Genomic DNA, 19,366 nt, shown 5'->3' with positions numbered 1-19,366 from the left:
ACAAACAATACGCTTAACTATCACCTTTTTATTATACTAATTTCTTTAATCCCGGTATGATTTTCATTACAGCAGCAATAAACGCTCCTGTAATATATGAAAGAGCTATATATATACAACAAGCCACTACTCCAAGAGTTGCATCACAAAGCCTTAGATATACAGGAAGCCATATCCTTCTGGCGATAAGCTCTACCAGATATATTCCAAAACTAAGACTACCAAGATAAGCAACTATCCTATAAACTTTATCGCCGGTTATGCATGTTCCCAATCTTCTGCCTAGAATAAAGATCAAAATAGTTATAGGCATTACAGATAGATTGTATAGTCCCCATTCTCCGCTAATATGATGAACAAGAAGCTCAAACAGCATATTAAAAGCAATTATAGTCACAAGGACAACTATATACAAACCGCTCTTACTTAGCTTTTCGACACTTTTTTTCCTTCCAAGATAGTACCCAATAAGAGGATAGAAAATCAGCTGTCCGTCGAAAAAGAAATCAATACTCTGACTTGTATTAAAAACAGTTAAAGCTTTCAATACTTTTGGTATATAATTCCATGCAATCGCTACAACCATCATGTACTTATATCCCTGCTCGGACATATTCATAGCAAGAGGCCTTAGAATCGGAAGTGATATAAGAAAAGCAAGATATGCATACAGATACCAGTACTGCTCTGTCATATTGCCTTCTATAAGTCTTTCAAAATAGTACTGCAGATCAAAGGACATCTCACCTTTCATAAGAATCATAGCGATATACTGAACCATTGAAAACAAAGGTATCACAATAAGAATTCGTATGATTCTCTTGAAAAACAGATCCTTTATACTTTCTTCTCTTCCAAGAAGTGTTACACCTGAGATCATAAGAAAAAGAGGAACAGCACTATTGCATATCGTTGATACAAACAGTGATATGAGCATAGTAAAAACACTTGATGACGGATCCTGATAAAATCCCGCATTCATATCGGTATGTACCATAAGTACAAAAATAATGGCAATGATCCTTAACAGTTCTATATAGATTTCTTTCTTATTTCTGTCCATATAATTCCTCGTAACGCTCATACCATTCATCCCTGTTCATACCTATGACGGAATTTTTACCATAAAATAGAGCTGTTGCATAATTGGTATAATCGCCTTCACCTTCCAAAATAGCCATATGCATATATGGTCCCTGATCATCATTCATAAGAGGAAGAACAGGGTCTGTTATAGTAGGGTCATTAAGGATTGCATTGCGCTCTTCCATCTGCGCTACAAAGTCAGCAAGACGTCCACTTGAAGCAAATGTAATACATTTATAATCAAACATATTTGAAACCAGATGCCTTCCAAATACAAGAATAAAAAGTATCACAAAAGCCATATAAGGTATCTTGCCACAATAAGAAATCTTAGACGGATTACAAACGCCCTTACATCTATCTGCTACTCTCGCTTTAATAAAGCCAACAACATATATAAGCGCTAGTGAAGTGCACATAAGGAATACGAGATAGTATGTATTATATACGCCACCGGATATACCTGCATCCACTCCTTCTCTTACGAACATCTCCGGCGCATATGTAGAAGAAGAAATCAGGTATAGTTCAATAGTCACTATTATAGGATGATCTAGTTTAAGTAGTGACTTAGATGTATCAATTCTAGCCCATGCAAACAGTATAAGTCCAATATAGTATATAAAAAGTGGTCTAACTGATATAAGATACTGCGGAATCTGTACAATTCCATTTTTCAAAGACAGAAGTAGTGTCATAAAAACCTCTCCAATACTCCAGGAGAAGCTCTCTCCGCCCCTTACAGAATTGCCGGGTGCTATAGCACTAACACCAAATCCAATAGCCAGCAATACCAACGGAATTATGAGAAGCAGCGCTTGGTTTCTTCTATCCTTGTCTACAACAAAAGCATTAACAATAATAAAGAATGCTGTAACTCCGGCAAACATAATATCCGGATATCCCATTCCTCCAACCAGCGTCAATACTATAGAACTAAAAATCAGCAAATGTTTCTTGCCTGTTCTGATAAATCTAAGGCCCCAGGATATCGCTGTACATGCCATTCCAAAAGACAAAGTATACATGATCATACCGCAATAGAAATATAATCCGCCTTTAGTTGATGGCATATACTGAATCAATATAATCTCAAAAGCAAAATAGAATATCAAAAAGCTATTCTTGGATAACTTAAGAAGCTCTACCAACAATTCCTTTAGAAGAAGGAACGGACCTACAGTAAGTGCCAGCAATCCAATAAAACCCGTCACAGTGTATACTCTCTCTCCCCAAACACTGGGTTCAAGTCTCCACAAAAACTCAGAAAACCAGGTACCTTCAAATGTAAGCCAGTATTGATAGATGCTTGTGAATATAGCTTTAGTAGTTCCCAAAAAGCCAAGACCGTTTCTTCTGGCTTCCATAACAACCGAACCTACAAGCAGATCATCTCCTGTAGCATAATCAAAAAAGCACAGTGCTATGATCGGTATCAATGATAAAACGAACAAAAACATAAAAAGGTTCTTTAGTCTTTTTTCTGTAAAATAATCAGATAATCTTGTATTAAGTGTTTTAAACAAAGTCATAAAACAGCTCCTTAAGGTATTAATGCCTATAAAACTTCATTGTGTTGTAAACGGCATTCGTATTATATCATATAAAAGGAACCGGAGTTCCAGTAATATTTAATATCCTAGCAACATGTCCGTCAGGATATCTTGCTACTATATACTGACTCGTATCCATAAAGCTCCAGGTATCATTCTTCCATATGGCATCACCTCTCAAGGAATCCCCTTCTCTTACCAATGGATATGAGTAAATTGCTCCAGTAGCAGCATTTTCAATATTCACATAATATTCTATGTCATCTTCCTGCGCTGAAGTCTTGGCATCTATATGAACCACCTGATAATTATCAGATTGTTTAGTGCTGTCAACATACAAGGATACATCTGTTACCGTTTCATCAAAACTATCTTCTGTAGCTTCTACAGGTGCAACGTATCTTATGAACTGCGTACCTGTAGGCTCATATACATCAACAATTCCAGCAGATACATACGGATTGTAATAATCACATAGATAAGATGCCCAGACATCAGAATACTCTGTATAGATATCATCGCGAGTCAGCATATTGATCACGAACTGTGACATATCATTAATACCCACAGCCTGAAGATCTGAGTTTCTGCCTTCGTTATATCCTGCAAGTGTAGTGAATTTATTATCAAGATATCCCGGCGTGCCAACATACCAGATATTATGAGAAGCGTAGTCATAATCTTCTGTAAAATAGATTATATCTGAGTTACTATCCATATAATCAAGAAGGCCTGCTTTAGCCTCATCCGTAACTTCAGATTGCGGCATAGCAAAACTCTTGGTAATAGAAATATGAATACCAACACATACTATGCACAAACATGTGATCACAATCCCTGCCATGTTCATGACATTTAAAGTCTTAATGGCAGCTATATCATCTGTATGTTTACTGATTGTATTGGATCTATTAACCAGCTCAGATAGCATCATAAGTCCCATAACTACGCATGCTACTGTAACTCCTCCCGATACTCTCCATGCATATCTTCCGACATGAACGAAGTATAATCCGCTTACGATAAACACTACTATAGCTGATAACAAAGGAAGAATACTATTTCTAACAGAAGTCATAATACCTGCAAGGATGATCACCAAAACTCCAAATATAAGAGCTCCTTTATAGTTCATCATCTCAGACATATAACCGCCAAAAGTCTTGGTAGATGCTCCCTTAAACTGTACAGGAACAGACATTGTCTCTACGTTAAAATAATTGGTATCAGCAATATAATAGTTTGTGAGCATTGCATACCATGAACTTTTAAGGCCTGCTGCCTCATATACATCCTTGACTTCATCATATTCAGGATACATATCAAGATAGTCATATACTTCTCTTGTCAGGTCGAAAGTATCTTCAAAGAAGGCAATATTGGGATTCATCTGCCTGTAAACCTGATGAACTCCATAAGACAGAACCACTGTGCATAAGATGACAATTACAGGAGTTATTACTAAAGAAAACAAAGCTCTCACAAAATCGCTTCTCTTATCATTCTTGTCAGTCTTATCATCCACACCATAACCAGTTTTATTCATTAAAAGCAGCAATAATCTGATCGCAATTATAACAATAGCAAACGGAATACACATGATCATGGCATCAAAACGAAGTGATCCTGCAATCAGAATGTATATTAATCCAATAATTCCATATAGTATCCTGCCTCGCAGATTTCTCTTACGGCTTACCATAAGAGCAGCGCTTGTTCCCGTGATGCCTGATAGAATCGCAGTCTGCGTGAAGTTAATATCTATGCTATATGCCGCTTCCCACAGGAACAAAGCGAACACGACAGCTATAAGGCTTCCTTTGATCCCATCAAACAGTTCCTGTATGAACAGTGTCAGGAAAAAGAGACTGCTGAACATCATGAATATTGAGAACATAGTCCACCAGTTAACAGAAGGAAACAGCTTTACAAAGCTCTTGAGAAAAGCTCCTATCCCCCATGATACGGAATTAAAACCAGGTTCAGCATTCGAAGCTAGATATTTGGCTATACTTCCATCTCCGGCAAAAGAATATACAGGTCCTGTAAAGACAAACACTATCAAAAGTAATAATGTTATCATCCCTGATACAATAATTTTTTTCTTCATTGTGATCCCCTTTAACGTGCATTTATTTAATAATATATCTATGGAAAACATTATAAAAATCAGTACTATACTACGTTATAAAAACATATGGCACAATACTCTTAATATATTATATGAGGGAGACCTATGAATAGCAAAATATTAATTAACTATCGTTAAATTGACAATTATGACGCGTTTTGTTACAATTATTTCATAAATTGAACAACCTATAAAAGGGAGTAGCTACAGGGATTTATCTCTGTGTTCAGGTACGACTAAGGTAGAATTTGTACCCGGCCTGATCGAAGCCTAGGATGACAGCGAGACTTTTATAAAATCAGGTATCTGGTTTTATAAAAGTCTTTTTTAATAAAAGTCCGGCTAATGCTTTAAGTATAATAGGCAGTTCAAAAGCTAAAAGCTATCTTAATAACTGTATTAGTTAAATCTTTAGTAATAATCCAATAGTAGTTTCGACTTATAATTCATTACTTGTTATTGGGGGATAATATGCTATTTGAAATAACTACTATACTGTTTATCACAATAGTCCTTCTCATATATTATCTATGTCCTGCCAGACTCCGCAGGCTGGTTTTGATCCTATCAAGTATATATTATATAGGTTCATTAAGCATTTCTTCTCTGGTTCATATTCTTATCATAACCATGATCTGCTTTTTGGCCGGACAATTCATCGAGATCTTTTCAGATATTAAAGACCCTGATCCTAAAAAAGCTAAAATAGTCTTCATTACAAGCCTTTCTTTTCTGATCGCAAATCTCTTTGCATGGAAGTACATGCCTTGGATTCATACTTTTGGTATATGGGTTCCAAATATATATATAGAAAAGGTAATACCCGTAGGACTCTCATTCTATACATTCCAGGCTATAAGCTATCTTGCTGATGTCAAAACCAAAAAGATAAGAGCATGCAAGAATCTTATGACCTTCTTGACCTATATGATATGGTTCCCAAAACTCACAAGCGGACCTATAGAGCGCTATCCTGATTTTAAGAGAAGGCTCTATGACAGTAAGCTTATGGATCTTTTTAAAGTAGACTGCATCAGAAAAGGCTTTTCATTCATAATGCCCGGAATCTTCATGAAGCTGGTTATAGCTGACAGGCTAGGGCTTGTAGTTGATATGGTATATGAAACTCCTGCAAACTACGGACGTCTTGCCATCATACTAACAGTGATACTGTACAGTCTTCAGATCTACTGCGATTTTGCCGGGTATACTTATATCATATGCGGTATATCTGAGCTATTCGGTATAAGTCTTACTTCGAATTTCAAAACGCCATATCTTGCAACTAACATCAAGGAATTCTGGAGGTGCTGGCATATATCCCTTAGCTCTTTCTACAAAGACTATGTTTACATCCCGCTAGGCGGCAGCAAAAAAGGGAATTCCATCAGAATCCGAAATGTGATGATCGTTTTCATCCTGTGCGGAATGTGGCATGGGGCAGGACCCGCATTTTTAATATGGGGAGCTCTGCATGGCATCTATAACCTTCTAAATGATGTATTCAAATAGTATAGACTTGATATTCTTATCTCCGGACCTGTTGGCATGATCTTAACTTTTCTAGCAGTGACCTTCGCCTGGATATTTTTCAGGGCTGGAACCATGGGAAGTGCTATGAATATCATAAAAGGGATGATAAGTGGTTCCTGGACACTTGGATTTTCTATTGTAAATGACTCTTTTATGGGCAAGGCAATGTATGAATGGTGGATCATTATAGCTTCACTTATAGCCCTTACTATATTCGATGTCACTGCCAAGGTCTTAAAGAAAGAGCCCTGGGAACTATTGTATAACTTACATGAGATTCCAAGAGGAGTTGTATTCCTAGGCCTTGCGCTTGTGAGCGTAACCTACGGGATCTACGGACAGGGCAATGAGATCAGATCATTTATCTACATGAACTTTTAAATGATCTATCCTATGTACAATCAATGATCATCTATATATTTTTGAATCACAGATTCAAAAATATAGTAATAGAGCCAATTAACTTGTACTTACTTGTATGTAGTTCTTCACAATAACAAAAGGGGAGGCTATCAATGAGGGAGAATGTAGTTAGAAAACGTGCTTCAGGATATGATCATAATCTGTCAACTTCTAATGTACGCATCATCAAAGATTCAAGGAAGTATGCACCGCGCAGAACCAGACATCATCACAGAAGATCTATATTTATTGCAAATCCTATATTATCAGACAGCCGTATCAGGAATCTATTCATAAGACTAGGATTTATCTTGATCTTTGCACTAATACTTGGGAATCTTGATACTCTTTTGTCTATAAAAACGTATCACGGCATAATGCAGTCAAGGGCTATGTATGCCCAAACTGATGATACTGTTGATGTCGTATTCATGGTTAGCAGCCATATACACTGCGATGTCAATACAGCCCTATTGTGGGATGATTATGGAATTGCAGGATATGACTACAGTGCTGCAGAACAGCCTATATGGATAACCTACTACTATCTCAAAGAATTCTGTAAGTCTCAGGATCCCGAACTTGTAGTCATAGACCTATATAGCATCGCAAGATTTGGTGATGACTTTAATGAGTTCTGGATGCCTGATAATATCTATGGTATGGACTTTTCTCTTAATAAAGTCCAGCTTATGATGAGCTCTTGCAATAAAGAACAGCTCAATAAGTATTTCCCTTCATTTGCAGGATACCATAGCAGGTATTCTGAACTGGAAGAAAAGGATTATGAGCTACTGGATATCGCAGAAGATGATCTTGCGGAGTTTAAAGGATACAATCCATATTTTGACCTTCATACTGTCGCAGCTCCTGCAACAGATGTAACCGACAAGACTCCTATCCCTCCCAAGTCCAAAAAATATCTTCAAAAGATCATCGACTATACAAGTGACCATGATATAGAACTAATGCTGGTGGTCAATCCCTATCCTTCTACCACAGAAGACGAAAAGGTATACAATAGCTTAGAAGAAATGGCTATCTCTAATAACATAGCTTATGTTAATATGAATAAGTCTATAGACGCTATAGGACTAAAAGCAGACGAACACTATAATGATGACTCTCATCTCAATTATCAGGGAAGCTGCGTGTTCTCATCATATCTTGGAAGCTACATCAAGGACAATTATGTGATCGAAGATCACAGAGGCGATGCAGAATATGAAACCTGGGATGCTTTTTCCGACAGGGTTGAAAAAGCTAATGTCGATGTCCTAAGCGGAGAATAAACAGCAAAGGATCCTTCTATGAAAAAAATATAATATCCAAAATATTGTTACTGCCAATACTATCTGTAGTGGTACTGATCATCATGTCTGCAGTACTGCTATCAAAACCTCTTGTAACTTATGAAGGGGCTGCCGATAGCCTTACTTCAGAACTTGGAATACTGCTTCCGGAATTCCCCGACCACCCGCAAGAGGGAATATATGCCGATAACAGCCTTAGTGATAGCAGCATCGGTATAACGACAGATTCTCATACTCTACCTGCCGGTTCATACAATATAACAGTCTACTACATAGCTGAGAGTAACATGAATACCCTCACCCTGCGAACATCAGATACTTATCATCCTGTAGTATCAGGATATGACCATATATCTATACCGAAAAGTGACGGATCCGGATATTCTTTTGCCATTAATTCTCTCACAAGTCTTAAAGATCTTACTGTTACACTTGACTTTGAAGGAGATGGGTACATATATGTTACAGGATACAAGATCGAGGGGACCCGTCATCTAAGTAGTCACATAATAGAGGCTGCATTCCTTATACTAGTAATGATCAATATAGTGGTCATATTCCTCTGCAAGCATAGCAGCAAAGATCATATACCTCCAAAAGACATTTCTAAAGACAATTCAGTCTCATTTTTTAATAACACTAGATCATATGATATAGCAGCTCTTATCATCATAATAATAGGAGCGCTGGTCCGTATGATACAGCTTGGATATATCCCGGGATGGGGCGGCGTAGCTCAGGACGAAGCCTTCGCAGGATATGAAGCATATTCACTTCTTCATTATGGTATAGATTCACACGGATACCATATGCCGGTCTACCTGGAAGCCTGGGGAAGCGGGATGAACGCACTTGCAACATATCTTGAGATCCCATTTATAAAACTTCTGGGACTTAACAGCCTGTCCATACGAATTCCTCATATGATAATAGGGATCCTGATACTCCCTGCATTCTATGGATGCTGCAAGGCTGCGCGAAATGAAAGTTTTGGACTTATAGGACTATTCATACTGGCTATAAGTCCATGGAATATCATCGCATCAAGATGGGGGCTTGAAGCCAATCTCCTACCTGCATTCCTCGTATTTGGAATGTATTATATGCTCAAAGCTGCCAAGAACAGATATATGATATATCCCTCCATGATATGTTATGGTCTGTCTCTATACTGCTACGCAGCAGCATGGCCTGTCATACCTCTTATCATAGGATGCAGCCTTATATACCTTATCATCAAGAGATACATATATCCTGATAAGCATCTATTTATAGCTATATTGATCCTAGGAATAATAGCATCACCACTACTACTGTTCGTACTGATCAATACAGATCACCTTGTTGAAATCGTGACTCCTCTTATATCAATACCAAGACTTACGGTATTTAGAAGTAGTGAAGTTGCTCTGACACCTTCAGTTATGATGCAGCGATTATGTGAGATGTTCAATATGCTATTCATAACTCAGGATGACGGACTTGGAGTCAACGCTGTCCCGGGATATGGTCTGTACTACATTATAGGACCTATATTTATAGTCATTGGATTAATTGCATCAGTATACAAAATATTCAAGTCTACAGTCACCAAAAATGATATCGTATCTCTGAATACGCTCTTCATCATATGGTTTATATGGTGCCTGCTCCATGGATGCCTTGTTGAGTCTGACCTTACACGTATAAATGTAATATATGTACCGCTTACCTATCTCATAGCAGAAGGAATATATACTGTAATCGCATTGACAGGCACATTGATCAGACCCGGTACAAATATCAGGCTCCCTATGATAACTGCCTCGGCAATAATAACTGTGTTATTTGCTATATGTTTTGTTAAGTTCGAGATCACATATATGTCAGATGACTATAACACAGATAATGTAATGCGATATGATCATGGCCTTGCCAAGTGCCTTGAAGAGGCTCATGAACTAGGAAGTGAAGATATCAACATCAACATCCTGTATCCACTGATACTATTTGAAGATAAAATACCGGCTCCTTATTATATCGATTCCGTCATATACAAAGATGTACATGCTGCATTCCTCGAACCGGAAAGCTTTGGAGATTATAATGTAGGAAGCTTTACAGATACACCGCCACAAGTCGACTCAGTTTATATATGTAAAGCAAATGATACTGAATCTATCGCCTACTTCACAGACAATAATATGCAGCAGACACAGTACGGAACATATATTATAGCTTTGATAGAATAGAAAACTGAAAATAAATAATCTACTCTATATAGCATAAAAACATTAAATATATAAAAACATTAAATACATAAAAAATGTCAAAATGGCAATGCATTCAAGCTATGCATTGCCATTTTGACGTATATTAATTCATTTTCTCGTTATATTTTGTGCATTAATATCTGTTTTATTGTTTACTATTTTGATAAAATAAAGTGAATATTCTCACAGAAGAAAGTAAACTCTGTTTAGCTAGGCTTTTATATATAGTTGCATCATGAATCTTTTTAGGAAACTATTGCGATTCATTTTATTTCAAGTGACACTTGAAGAGGAGGTAGACCATGAACAAAACAGATACATTTTTTCTAATTCATAATTACAACTCAGATCCCAAAGAGCTTCTTGAATATTGCAAAGATTATCTTATCATAGACTGTTCTGACGATAGCAAGACACCTGATATCTTGAAGAGCTCAGGCTATAATTATATAACTCTTCCAAACACCGGTCAAAACATCACCAGCTATTTCCACTTTTTTATAGATAATTATGACAGCCTCCCTGATCATATCGCACTTTTAAAGGGGCATATCATCGGAAGACATGTTTCAAAAGACTATTTCGACAGAGTCTATGACAATAAATGGTTCACATATCTCTATCAGGAAAAAAACATGTGGAATAGGTATGGGAAAAGCGGTGATGAAAACTCGATAGCTTCACTCTTGTCCGAAGATGGATATCTGGAACTAAACAATTCCTGGTACATGAATCAGAGCCATGAATACAGATATTTCTATAACATGGATGATTTCTACAGATTCGTATACAAAGACCCTATAATCCCCAGATACTGTACTTTCAGCCCCGGTGGCTGCTATATAGTCTATAAAGAACAGATTCTCAAGAATTCCAAGACCTTCTATAAAAACTTAAATAAGCTGATGGAATACAGGAAAGAAATTAACTTCCCTGCAGAAGCCTTCCTTGTAGAAAGACTAATGCCCTGGATCTTTACTTCAAGACTTGAAGTAAACCCTTGGATGGACGATGAAGAAAAGTTCGACTATATGCTTACAAAATGCGAAGAAAGCGTCAACCTGTACAGAGAATGGAACAGCCTTCATCTTAAAAGATTCAGGATCATGCTAGGAGCCAAAGAACCGATATTCCTGCAACCGGATGATCAAACATCTAAAAATAGCTGCCACCTATGTAAATAATAGCTTATTAAAAGATGCTGAAGATAGCAGTTTGATAGATATCATCTTCAAACTCATATCTCCAGCATCTTTTATGTTATCAATCTTTTATGCTTATGCTATCAATCCTTAATCCGGTTCAATAGATCTTTGTACTTGCCTATGATAATATTCCTGTCAAAACTTCGTTCAATAAATCTCCTGCCTAAAGCTCCCATCTCTCTTCGAGAAGACTCATCAAGTGATAGTATCTTCTCCACAGAAGCTGTAAGCAATGATACATCTTCAGGTTCGAACAAGAACCCGCTCACGCCTTCGTCAACCGCTTCCTTACAACCATTTATGTTACTGCACAGGATCGGTCTTCCACAAGCTCCTGCTTCTAAGAGAACATTGGACATGCCTTCATGATAAGATGGATGTACTACAACATGAGATCTTGTCATGACCTCTTCAACATTATCTATATGACCGTAATACTTCAGAATTCCTCTTGCAACAAGGTCATTAATACGAGGTTCGTACAATGCTCTTTCATCCTCCTCGTATTCTCCAACAAGCTCAAAATGTGCTTCAGGATGCCTATTAGAGATATCCTCCGCCATATCAAGATATTCTCTTATGCCCTTGTCTTTCATGATACGTACCACTGCAAGGAATCTTATCCCATCAGTTTCCGGCGGATACTCTCTAAAGGGATGCTCAGTCAGATTGACTCCGGATCCAGGTAAGAGGTCAGAATTATTAAGGGCTATGCCCCTATCCTGCATGACCTTCCTGTTCTTTTCATTCTGGAAGAATACTCTTACTGCCTTCTTAGTAGATATCTTGTACAGCTTTATAAGAACTTTGCTAAGTAAGCCGCCACCCTCGATAGCTTTGCCAAGTCCGGTGATATTGCAGATATAAGGAATCTTCTTAAGCCTTGCTGCAAATCCTCCGTAAATGTTGGGCTTGATCGTATATGTTAGGACTACGTCAGGCTTTAGCTCTTTCATCATCTTAAGATATGATCTAAAAAGTGCCTGATCTTTAAGGGGATTGACTCCATGCCTGTCAAGATTCGTCTTTATAAGCTTAATTCCTAGTCTTTCAAGCTTTATACAATTGTCGTCAAAGGGAACAGATACATATACTTCATGTCCGTCCGCAATAAAGGACTCTACAAGTTCTTTTCTAAACAAATAGAGTCCGTTTGCATAGTTTGCCAAAATCAAAATCCGCATTATCAGATTTCCTTCATTCTACCGGTGAGATTGTTAAGGGTATCGATAACGACACTGTCATACATCATCATAACAACGTCTTCATCATACTGACCTATTACAGGTTCATTGGCTTTCCCATCTATAACATTCTTGTATATAAAGCTAGGGAAGTCTACACCTGCTCCATATGCATGGAGATACGCACCGCCAAACCTAGGATTGATCTCAGAGAGGTAATACTCGCCGTCCTGGAACCACAGATCCATATCAAGAGGTCCATTAAACTCAAATACTGTAAGAGCCTTTTTAACAAAATCAAAAAGAGCATCATCCTTGAAGCTGATAGTCTTGTTGGCACCGCCTATTGTAGTAGATATCTTCTTCTTGGAAAAAATAGCTACAGGCTCATGGCTTATGGTATCAACATATATATCAGCATCCATGTCCTTGCCAGTCATAAGTTCCTGAATTATAAGAGAAGGATCCCTGCTCATGAGCTCTTCCAGAAGTTCCATGCTGGCAACCTTTCTGGCACCAACACTACCGCTTCCGGTCCTTGGCTTAACAAAGACTGGGAATGCAATCTTGCCACTGTTATAATCCGGCATAAACTCTTCTAATGAGCCATAAGTCATTACCGTTCTAATGCCTTTTTCTTTGAGATATTTGAACATCTCGTATTTGTCAAAGCAAAGCTTTGCAGTCTCCTTATAGGGAGCTAGAACTTCAACGCCAAGAGTCTTAAACTCTTCTCTATGATCTGCGAGAATAGAGATCTCAGGATCTATAAGAGTTGTAACTGCATCAATCTTCTCTTTCCTGCATATATCAAGGATCATAGGGATATAGTTCTCATCTGTGATAAGCGGAACCTTATAACTGGAATCAGCAAAGGCAAGAGCCGGTGCATAAGGGCTATTGTCTGTTACTACTATACGAAGATCCTCTCCAAGTGTATTTCTAAAATCCTTAAGTAATTCGCAGCGTCTTCCTACACTGCAAAATAAAATGTTCATCTTTAACCTCATGTCGCGAGTGAAACGAGTGACTAATGGTTCAAATTGGTGGAGCTCGCGACACCAATTTGGGTTTGAAAGTGGAACACTTTCAAACTTAACCTCATGTCATTTCTTATTTATTACTCTTTTGACTTAGTGCCGGTAAATGCTTCCATAGTTGCATCAGTCTCACTACTTATACCGCTATGGTTAAATACTACGGCAACAGTCTTGAATACTATTTTCAGATCTAACAGGAAAGATATGTTGTCTACATAATAGACATCCTTAGCAAACTTATCTTCCCAGCTTAAGAGATTGCGCCCATTGACCTGAGCCCATCCGGTAAGACCTGGTCTGACTTCATGTCTTCTGTGCTGCTCTTCATTATAAAGAGGCAAGTACTTAACAAGAAGCGGCCTTGGGCCAACGAAGCTCATATCCCCCTTAAGTATTGTAAACATCTCAGGAAGTTCGTCAAGACTTGTCTTTCTTAAAAAGCTTCCGAAAGGAGTCATCCTCTCTGCATCCGGAAGAAGATTACCTTCAGCATCCCTACCATCAGTCATTGTGCGGAACTTGTACATATCAAATATCTTCTCATCCTTGCCGGGACGGGGCTGCTTGAATAGAACCGGGCTTCCCAGCTTAACTCTTACAAGTATTGCCACTATAAGATATAGCCAGCAAAAAAGGATGATGAACAATAGTGATAAAACTATGTCAAATAAGCGTTTGATGAATCTGTTATATATTCCGTTTTTTCTCATTACCTAAATTCTCTTTATCTTTTATTTCTTTACTCAAGCTTCCCACTTGAGAATCCTGGTCCGTCCAAGTGGAAAGTTTGAATTTTTTATCTAATAATTCTTTATCTAATTATTCTCTATCTATATTATCTTAAGCTTTTTTATATTATACTCTTCAAATCCTTTTATATTAGTACGCAATGTTCATAGCATGCCATGCAGCATCAGAGCCGTGTCCGCAGGTAACTGTAACTGTCTCTCCTACTATAAGCGGTTTATTTGAAAGTGTTGTCGATGTATCGAGCTTGATCTGCATAGTACCACCATCTGTTACAAGATAGAGTGTATTAAGAGTAGTACTTGATGAGACCTTACCTTTGAAGGTAGATGTTGTGCTATAGCTTCCTGCAGTATTATATCCTGCCATCTCATTATTAACAATCCTTGCAGCATGCATGTAGGCATCGCTTCCGCAATAACATGCCACTGTAATAGACTGACCGGGGATAAGTGTAAGACAACCCGAATAGTCTGTATTACCATCGTACTTGATCAGCATCGTACCACCTGATGTGGCGAAATATAGGAGTGATGCAGTAGTTCCCTCTGCAACAGTACCTGTCAGATTAGGCATCGTAACGCCGTTGATAGTAGCTGTATCTGAAGCCCCAGCAGCTGCATTACCATCTCTTATAGCCACTGCATGCATATAGGCATCGCTTCCTCTTGCAGTTGTGATATAAAGAGTCTGTCCCACTGTGATAACATGACAGCCTGTCATATCTGTAGTATTATCAACCTTGATCTGCATGGTGCCATTTGATGTAGACAGGAATATAACATCCTCCGTTGTCTTGGAAGTAACCGTCCCCTTAACTGTCGTAGAATTAGAAGAATCAACTACAGCTGCTGCCACATAGATCCTAGATGCATGAAGATATGAATCAGAGCCATGATGGCAGTCTACAGTAACCTCCTTGTCAGGAAGAAGCATCCTGCAGCTGCTAAGATCTGTATCAGCGTCAATTGCTATAGTCATCTGGCCTTGCGGCGTATTAAGGAACAGATAACTACTATTAGTCGCACTATCTACTGTGCCTGTTACAGTATAGGTATCTGCTGCGTCTGATCTGAAATACATCATTGAGAAAATAGTAAATACACATAATAGAAAAACTGATAATCTAGATCTAACCCTCTTGATCATAGGTCCCCCTTCCTGAATCCCATCGATGTTTCTAAGTCAACCTCGTAAATCACTTCATAGTTTGCTAATCATATATAATAATACATCAAAAAGGCAGGTTTAGTCGATATTTAGTATATGACCTATAACCTGCATCAGATCTTCCAGGAGATGAATATGGAGATGATATCCCTGCAACACTGTATTCCAATGCGTTCACTAATAAAGGATATACCTTTATAGGCTGGAGCCTTGTAGTAGAAAGAGAAGGATGTACCTTTGGCGGATGGTATACCGATAATGGAATCTTTAAGAAAATACAATGGTAAAAGAAATGTTCTGTTTTTATTATCGATATATAGTTTGTATATTGACAGCATACCAGCGAGGTGATAGCATAAATCACAGTCAATTACAAAAATAATCTATATTATGATTGTTTGTATGATAAAAAATGGATGCGGTATATACGCTTAGTATATAAGGCAGTAGCTTGAAAATGTTACATTTTCAAATCTGAATTGGTGCCGCGAGCTACGCCAGTTCAAACCATAAACCGCTCGTTTCACTCGCGACATGAGGGTATAATATGAAATGTCCTAATTGCGGAACAGAATTAAAAGATGGAAGCCTTTTTTGTCCTAATTGCGGAGCAAAACTTTCAAACATGGCGAATCCTGCTAATATAGGCACAGCTCCTTCCGGCGATCCGGCCAAGAAGAAGTCAGGCAGTAAGACTATCATTGGCTTTCTCAGTTTCGTAGCTATACTTGCAATAGCTGTAGCTGTTGTTGTTGTCTATATCAAGATGCGTCCGGTTACTATCGATCTTGGTCAGTATGTCAGTGTGGAGTACTCAGGATACGATTCTTATGGCAGCGCAGTCGTAAGTATTGACTTCAAGCAGCTCAAGAAAGATTATAAAGACGAGCTTAAATTCAAGGGGGATTCCAAGGACCTTAAGAAAGAATATGGTAAGCCCATAGATTATCTTCAGGCACAGCTTACCGGAGAGCTTGATACTGATGAGATGCTCTCTAATGGCGATACTGTTACATTCGTCTGGGATATTGATACTAAAGAAGTATCTGATAATCTAAATGTCAAACTGATCACTACTGATAAGACTTTTACAGTAGAAGACCTTGAAGAGGTTGAATCTTTTGATCCATTTGAGGGATTAGTGATCAATTACGAGGGTACTGCTCCCAATGGAACAGCTTCAATTGACAGAGGCAGTGTCTCCAACAAGTATTATACTGAAAGCGATTATTATTTTACCTTAAGTAAAACAAGTGACCTTAGTAATGGAGATGTTATAACTGTTACTATAACTTCAGACGATGAGGATGCTTATAAGCTTGAATTCATTGAGGCTTATGGTGTTATGCCTGAGTCTGTAAGTAAAGATTATACAGTAGAGGGTCTTGATAGCTGGATTACAAGTCTTGACCAGATTCCTGAGGAAGGACTTGCCAAGATGCAGCAGCAGGCCATCGATGTTTTTACCACTCAGGAAGCAGATTTTTCAGAAGAGTGGACTATGCAGGATCCTGAATATGTAGGTTCATATCTGCTTGTGACCAAGAATGAATATACATCATACAATCACAACTATCTGTATCTTATATACCATATAACTGTGGATTATGAAGCAGGTAGCAACACCGGATCTTATGACTATTATTATGGTTTTTCTTTTAGCGACTTAAAGCTCAATGGTGATGGATCATTTGATGTAGATGTAACACACTACCAGAAACTTCAAAGATCGATTTCAAAAGAGATGGTCAACGAGAATGGCTGGAATGGTAAAAAAACTTACTATTTCTACGGGTACGAAACAATGGATGATCTTGTAAAGGACTATGTTACCAAGAAGGCTGATACTTATACCAGCGAGACTGATATAGAACAGGCTGCGGAATAAGGCTTGGTATTCAGGTGATGAGATATTTTAAGACCACGGCGATGCCGTGGTCTTATTGTTTTTGGAAGTTATCCTGATAATGGATTTATGTATTTATAACTTTGTGATCATTAGATCCTTTGTATCCTGCACTGATGTTTTTTGCTTGTTTTGTCATAGTTTATCCCGACAAGGATTATCTCGCCTACAAAGTCTTTTAACGCACCTTCATATTCTTTTTCTTTTATTTGGTTAATAGCTGTATCTACAGTTTTATCCCATTTTAGTTCTACAATGATACCTGGTAAATGGCTTCTACTACTTTTCTTCGGAATAAATGCCAGATCAGCAAAACCTTTACCTGTAGGCAATTCTCTGATAATCGTATAATCCTGCCTTGCAGCATAATATGCTAATGCTATTGTATAGGATAAAGCATTTTCATCATTGTATTGCAAATGAGATGTTTCCAAATGAGCTTTTTCAATATAACTTGCAACTTTTTCTTCATCTCCATCAAGGGTTGCTGCCATAAGTTCTTTGGAATTCTTTACAGATCTGATCACCTCATCCCACGCATTAGGCCCTGCGGTGGTTGAAGTAACAAATTCCTGCATTATCTCTTTATTGGGGATAAAGACAGTCTTGCTCTGACTGTTATATCCAAGATATCCCAAATGTATCAACAGCGTAAGAACATCATCCGCGTTGGAAAATGTTGTCATATCATTTTGGAAGCTGCCAACATTAACCTGCCTCTCTTCATACGACATCATTGCAAGTATAGATTCTTTGACCCCATCATAATCCATATCAATATATTCTCTGAGCGCTTCATAATTCTCTGTCTGATTCCAATAATCATGGAATTCACCACTTCTGATCATTGATATTACAGACTTGGGATTATATATCGATCTGCACTTAGGGAAGCTATATCCGTCATACCACACTTTGCACTCTTCAAAATCAATCGAGTTATCGATACACAACTTTTGAACTTCATCCTCTGTAAAACCGACATATTCTGCCAAAACCCCCGGATTCTCCATAGAGAACTCGTCAAACATGTTCAGAGCAGATTGCGTTCCATATTTTTTGATTGGCAGAATTCCTGTCATATATGCTAATGCTACATATACTTTGTCCTTGAGCCACTCTCTTAAAAAATCCAAATACATCATCTGAGCATCCGGTTCATTTTTTCTCTCTCTAAAAACACAATCCCACTCATCTATAATGATCACAAACTTTCTTCCGGTCTGGGCATAGATATCCTGCATAACTCTTACAAGGCTTTCAGAGTTGTAAAAATCCACATCCTCATACACTCTTGTCAATTCCCAAGTTAACGCCTTGTTTAAATTAATGATCAACCTATCCACATTCTTAGCTTCAGATAAAAAATCCTGTATATTGATAAGAATTACATCATATTTATTGATATACTTCTCATTATCATATTTCGAATCAGAAGTATATATCTTGTATCTCTCAAATTCAGCTCTAGAATCTACTGTTCTGTCATAATATGCACATAGCATTGACGCGGTTATGGATTTACCAAACCTTCGCGGCCTTGATACGCATATATACTTTTGCTGTGTGCCTATAACTGAATTGGTATACTTTATAAGCTCTGTCTTATCAACATATATATCTGATGAAATAGCTTCTATAAAGCTGCCTTTACCAGGATTTATATAAATTCCCATAGTTATCTCCGTTTTGGTTACTGTCTGAAAATCCGTATTGTTTAACTATAGTAGTTTGCATTAACTTATTAGATTTGGATAATCCACTTATAATAGTATCACATACATTCTGTCATATGTCACAATATCCATCCTGTTGATTCTAAGTAGGTCTACATTATATCTGAC

At 37.8% G+C, this 19,366-nt stretch carries 15 protein-coding genes; 7 read left to right on the top strand and 8 right to left on the bottom strand.

Going from position 1 to position 19,366, the window contains the following annotated elements; translation table 11 throughout:
- Positions 1 to 31 precede the first annotated feature (31 nt).
- The 3 genes from I7804_RS05620 to I7804_RS05610 form a co-directional block, all read right to left on the bottom strand.
- Complete coding sequence (locus I7804_RS05620; protein ID WP_248405392.1) at positions 32 to 1,063, bottom strand: acyltransferase; 1,032 nt, start codon at positions 1,061 to 1,063, stop codon at positions 32 to 34.
- Complete coding sequence (locus I7804_RS05615) at positions 1,050 to 2,618, bottom strand: hypothetical protein (protein ID WP_248405387.1); 1,569 nt, start codon at positions 2,616 to 2,618, stop codon at positions 1,050 to 1,052. Before I7804_RS05615 ends, I7804_RS05620 begins: the two co-directional genes overlap by 14 nt.
- Positions 2,619 to 2,685: 67 nt before the next feature.
- Positions 2,686 to 4,749: a hypothetical protein gene (locus I7804_RS05610; protein WP_248405385.1), complete on the bottom strand. Its 2,064-nt coding sequence runs from the start codon at positions 4,747 to 4,749 to the stop codon at positions 2,686 to 2,688.
- A 492-nt stretch (positions 4,750 to 5,241) separates the two neighbouring features.
- On the opposite strand from I7804_RS05610, the gene I7804_RS05605 reads away from it, so the two are divergent.
- From I7804_RS05605 to I7804_RS05585, 5 genes are all read left to right on the top strand, one after another.
- Positions 5,242 to 6,282, top strand: coding sequence for an MBOAT family O-acyltransferase (locus I7804_RS05605; RefSeq protein ID WP_248405383.1), 1,041 nt, complete (start codon positions 5,242 to 5,244; stop codon positions 6,280 to 6,282).
- 36 nt (positions 6,283 to 6,318) lie between these two features.
- Positions 6,319 to 6,684 carry a hypothetical protein gene (locus I7804_RS05600; RefSeq protein ID WP_248405381.1) on the top strand — a complete coding sequence of 122 codons (366 nt, stop codon included), beginning with the start codon at positions 6,319 to 6,321 and terminating at the stop codon, positions 6,682 to 6,684.
- A gap of 134 nt (positions 6,685 to 6,818) precedes the next feature.
- Positions 6,819 to 7,997, top strand: coding sequence for a hypothetical protein (locus I7804_RS05595; protein WP_248405380.1), 1,179 nt, complete (start codon positions 6,819 to 6,821; stop codon positions 7,995 to 7,997).
- Positions 7,998 to 8,080: 83 nt separating this feature from the next.
- On the top strand, positions 8,081 to 10,249 hold the full coding sequence (locus I7804_RS05590) for an ArnT family glycosyltransferase (RefSeq protein WP_248405378.1): 2,169 nt from the start codon (positions 8,081 to 8,083) through the stop codon (positions 10,247 to 10,249).
- 323 nt (positions 10,250 to 10,572) lie between these two features.
- Positions 10,573 to 11,454, top strand: coding sequence for a DUF3431 domain-containing protein (locus I7804_RS05585; protein WP_248405376.1), 882 nt, complete (start codon positions 10,573 to 10,575; stop codon positions 11,452 to 11,454).
- A gap of 101 nt (positions 11,455 to 11,555) precedes the next feature.
- On the opposite strand, the gene I7804_RS05580 is transcribed toward I7804_RS05585, so the two are convergent.
- The 4 genes from I7804_RS05580 to I7804_RS05565 all read right to left on the bottom strand — a co-directional run bounded on the left by I7804_RS05580 (position 11,556) and on the right by I7804_RS05565 (position 15,595).
- A complete protein-coding gene (locus I7804_RS05580) occupies positions 11,556 to 12,644 on the bottom strand; it encodes a glycosyltransferase family 4 protein (protein ID WP_248405374.1) in 1,089 nt (362 codons plus the stop codon).
- Between the two features lie 17 nt (positions 12,645 to 12,661).
- The gene (locus tag I7804_RS05575; protein ID WP_248405373.1) at positions 12,662 to 13,669 is read right to left on the bottom strand and encodes an ATP-grasp domain-containing protein; all 1,008 of its coding nucleotides are present in this window, start codon (positions 13,667 to 13,669) and stop codon (positions 12,662 to 12,664) included.
- Positions 13,670 to 13,779: 110 nt separating this feature from the next.
- A complete protein-coding gene (locus tag I7804_RS05570) occupies positions 13,780 to 14,409 on the bottom strand; it encodes a sugar transferase (RefSeq protein ID WP_282570491.1) in 630 nt (209 codons plus the stop codon).
- 169 nt (positions 14,410 to 14,578) lie between these two features.
- Positions 14,579 to 15,595 carry a hypothetical protein gene (locus I7804_RS05565; RefSeq protein ID WP_248405371.1) on the bottom strand — a complete coding sequence of 339 codons (1,017 nt, stop codon included), beginning with the start codon at positions 15,593 to 15,595 and terminating at the stop codon, positions 14,579 to 14,581.
- A gap of 167 nt (positions 15,596 to 15,762) precedes the next feature.
- Between I7804_RS05565 and I7804_RS19375 the strand changes: the two genes are divergently transcribed.
- On the top strand, positions 15,763 to 15,903 hold the full coding sequence (locus I7804_RS19375) for an InlB B-repeat-containing protein (protein ID WP_420314861.1): 141 nt from the start codon (positions 15,763 to 15,765) through the stop codon (positions 15,901 to 15,903).
- 260 nt (positions 15,904 to 16,163) lie between these two features.
- Positions 16,164 to 17,504 (top strand): zinc ribbon domain-containing protein, encoded by a 1,341-nt coding sequence (locus tag I7804_RS05560; RefSeq protein WP_248405369.1) that lies wholly within the window; start codon positions 16,164 to 16,166, stop codon positions 17,502 to 17,504.
- A gap of 110 nt (positions 17,505 to 17,614) precedes the next feature.
- Here I7804_RS05560 and I7804_RS05555 read toward each other — a convergent pair whose 3' ends face one another.
- Positions 17,615 to 19,198, bottom strand: coding sequence for an AAA family ATPase (locus I7804_RS05555; RefSeq protein ID WP_248405368.1), 1,584 nt, complete (start codon positions 19,196 to 19,198; stop codon positions 17,615 to 17,617).
- Positions 19,199 to 19,366: the final 168 nt, after the last annotated feature.

The sequence above is a fragment of the Butyrivibrio fibrisolvens genome (genome assembly GCF_023206215.1).
Classification (GTDB): Bacteria; Bacillota; Clostridia; order Lachnospirales; family Lachnospiraceae; genus Butyrivibrio; species Butyrivibrio fibrisolvens_C.
This window is presented reverse-complemented; position numbering and strand designations above follow the sequence as displayed.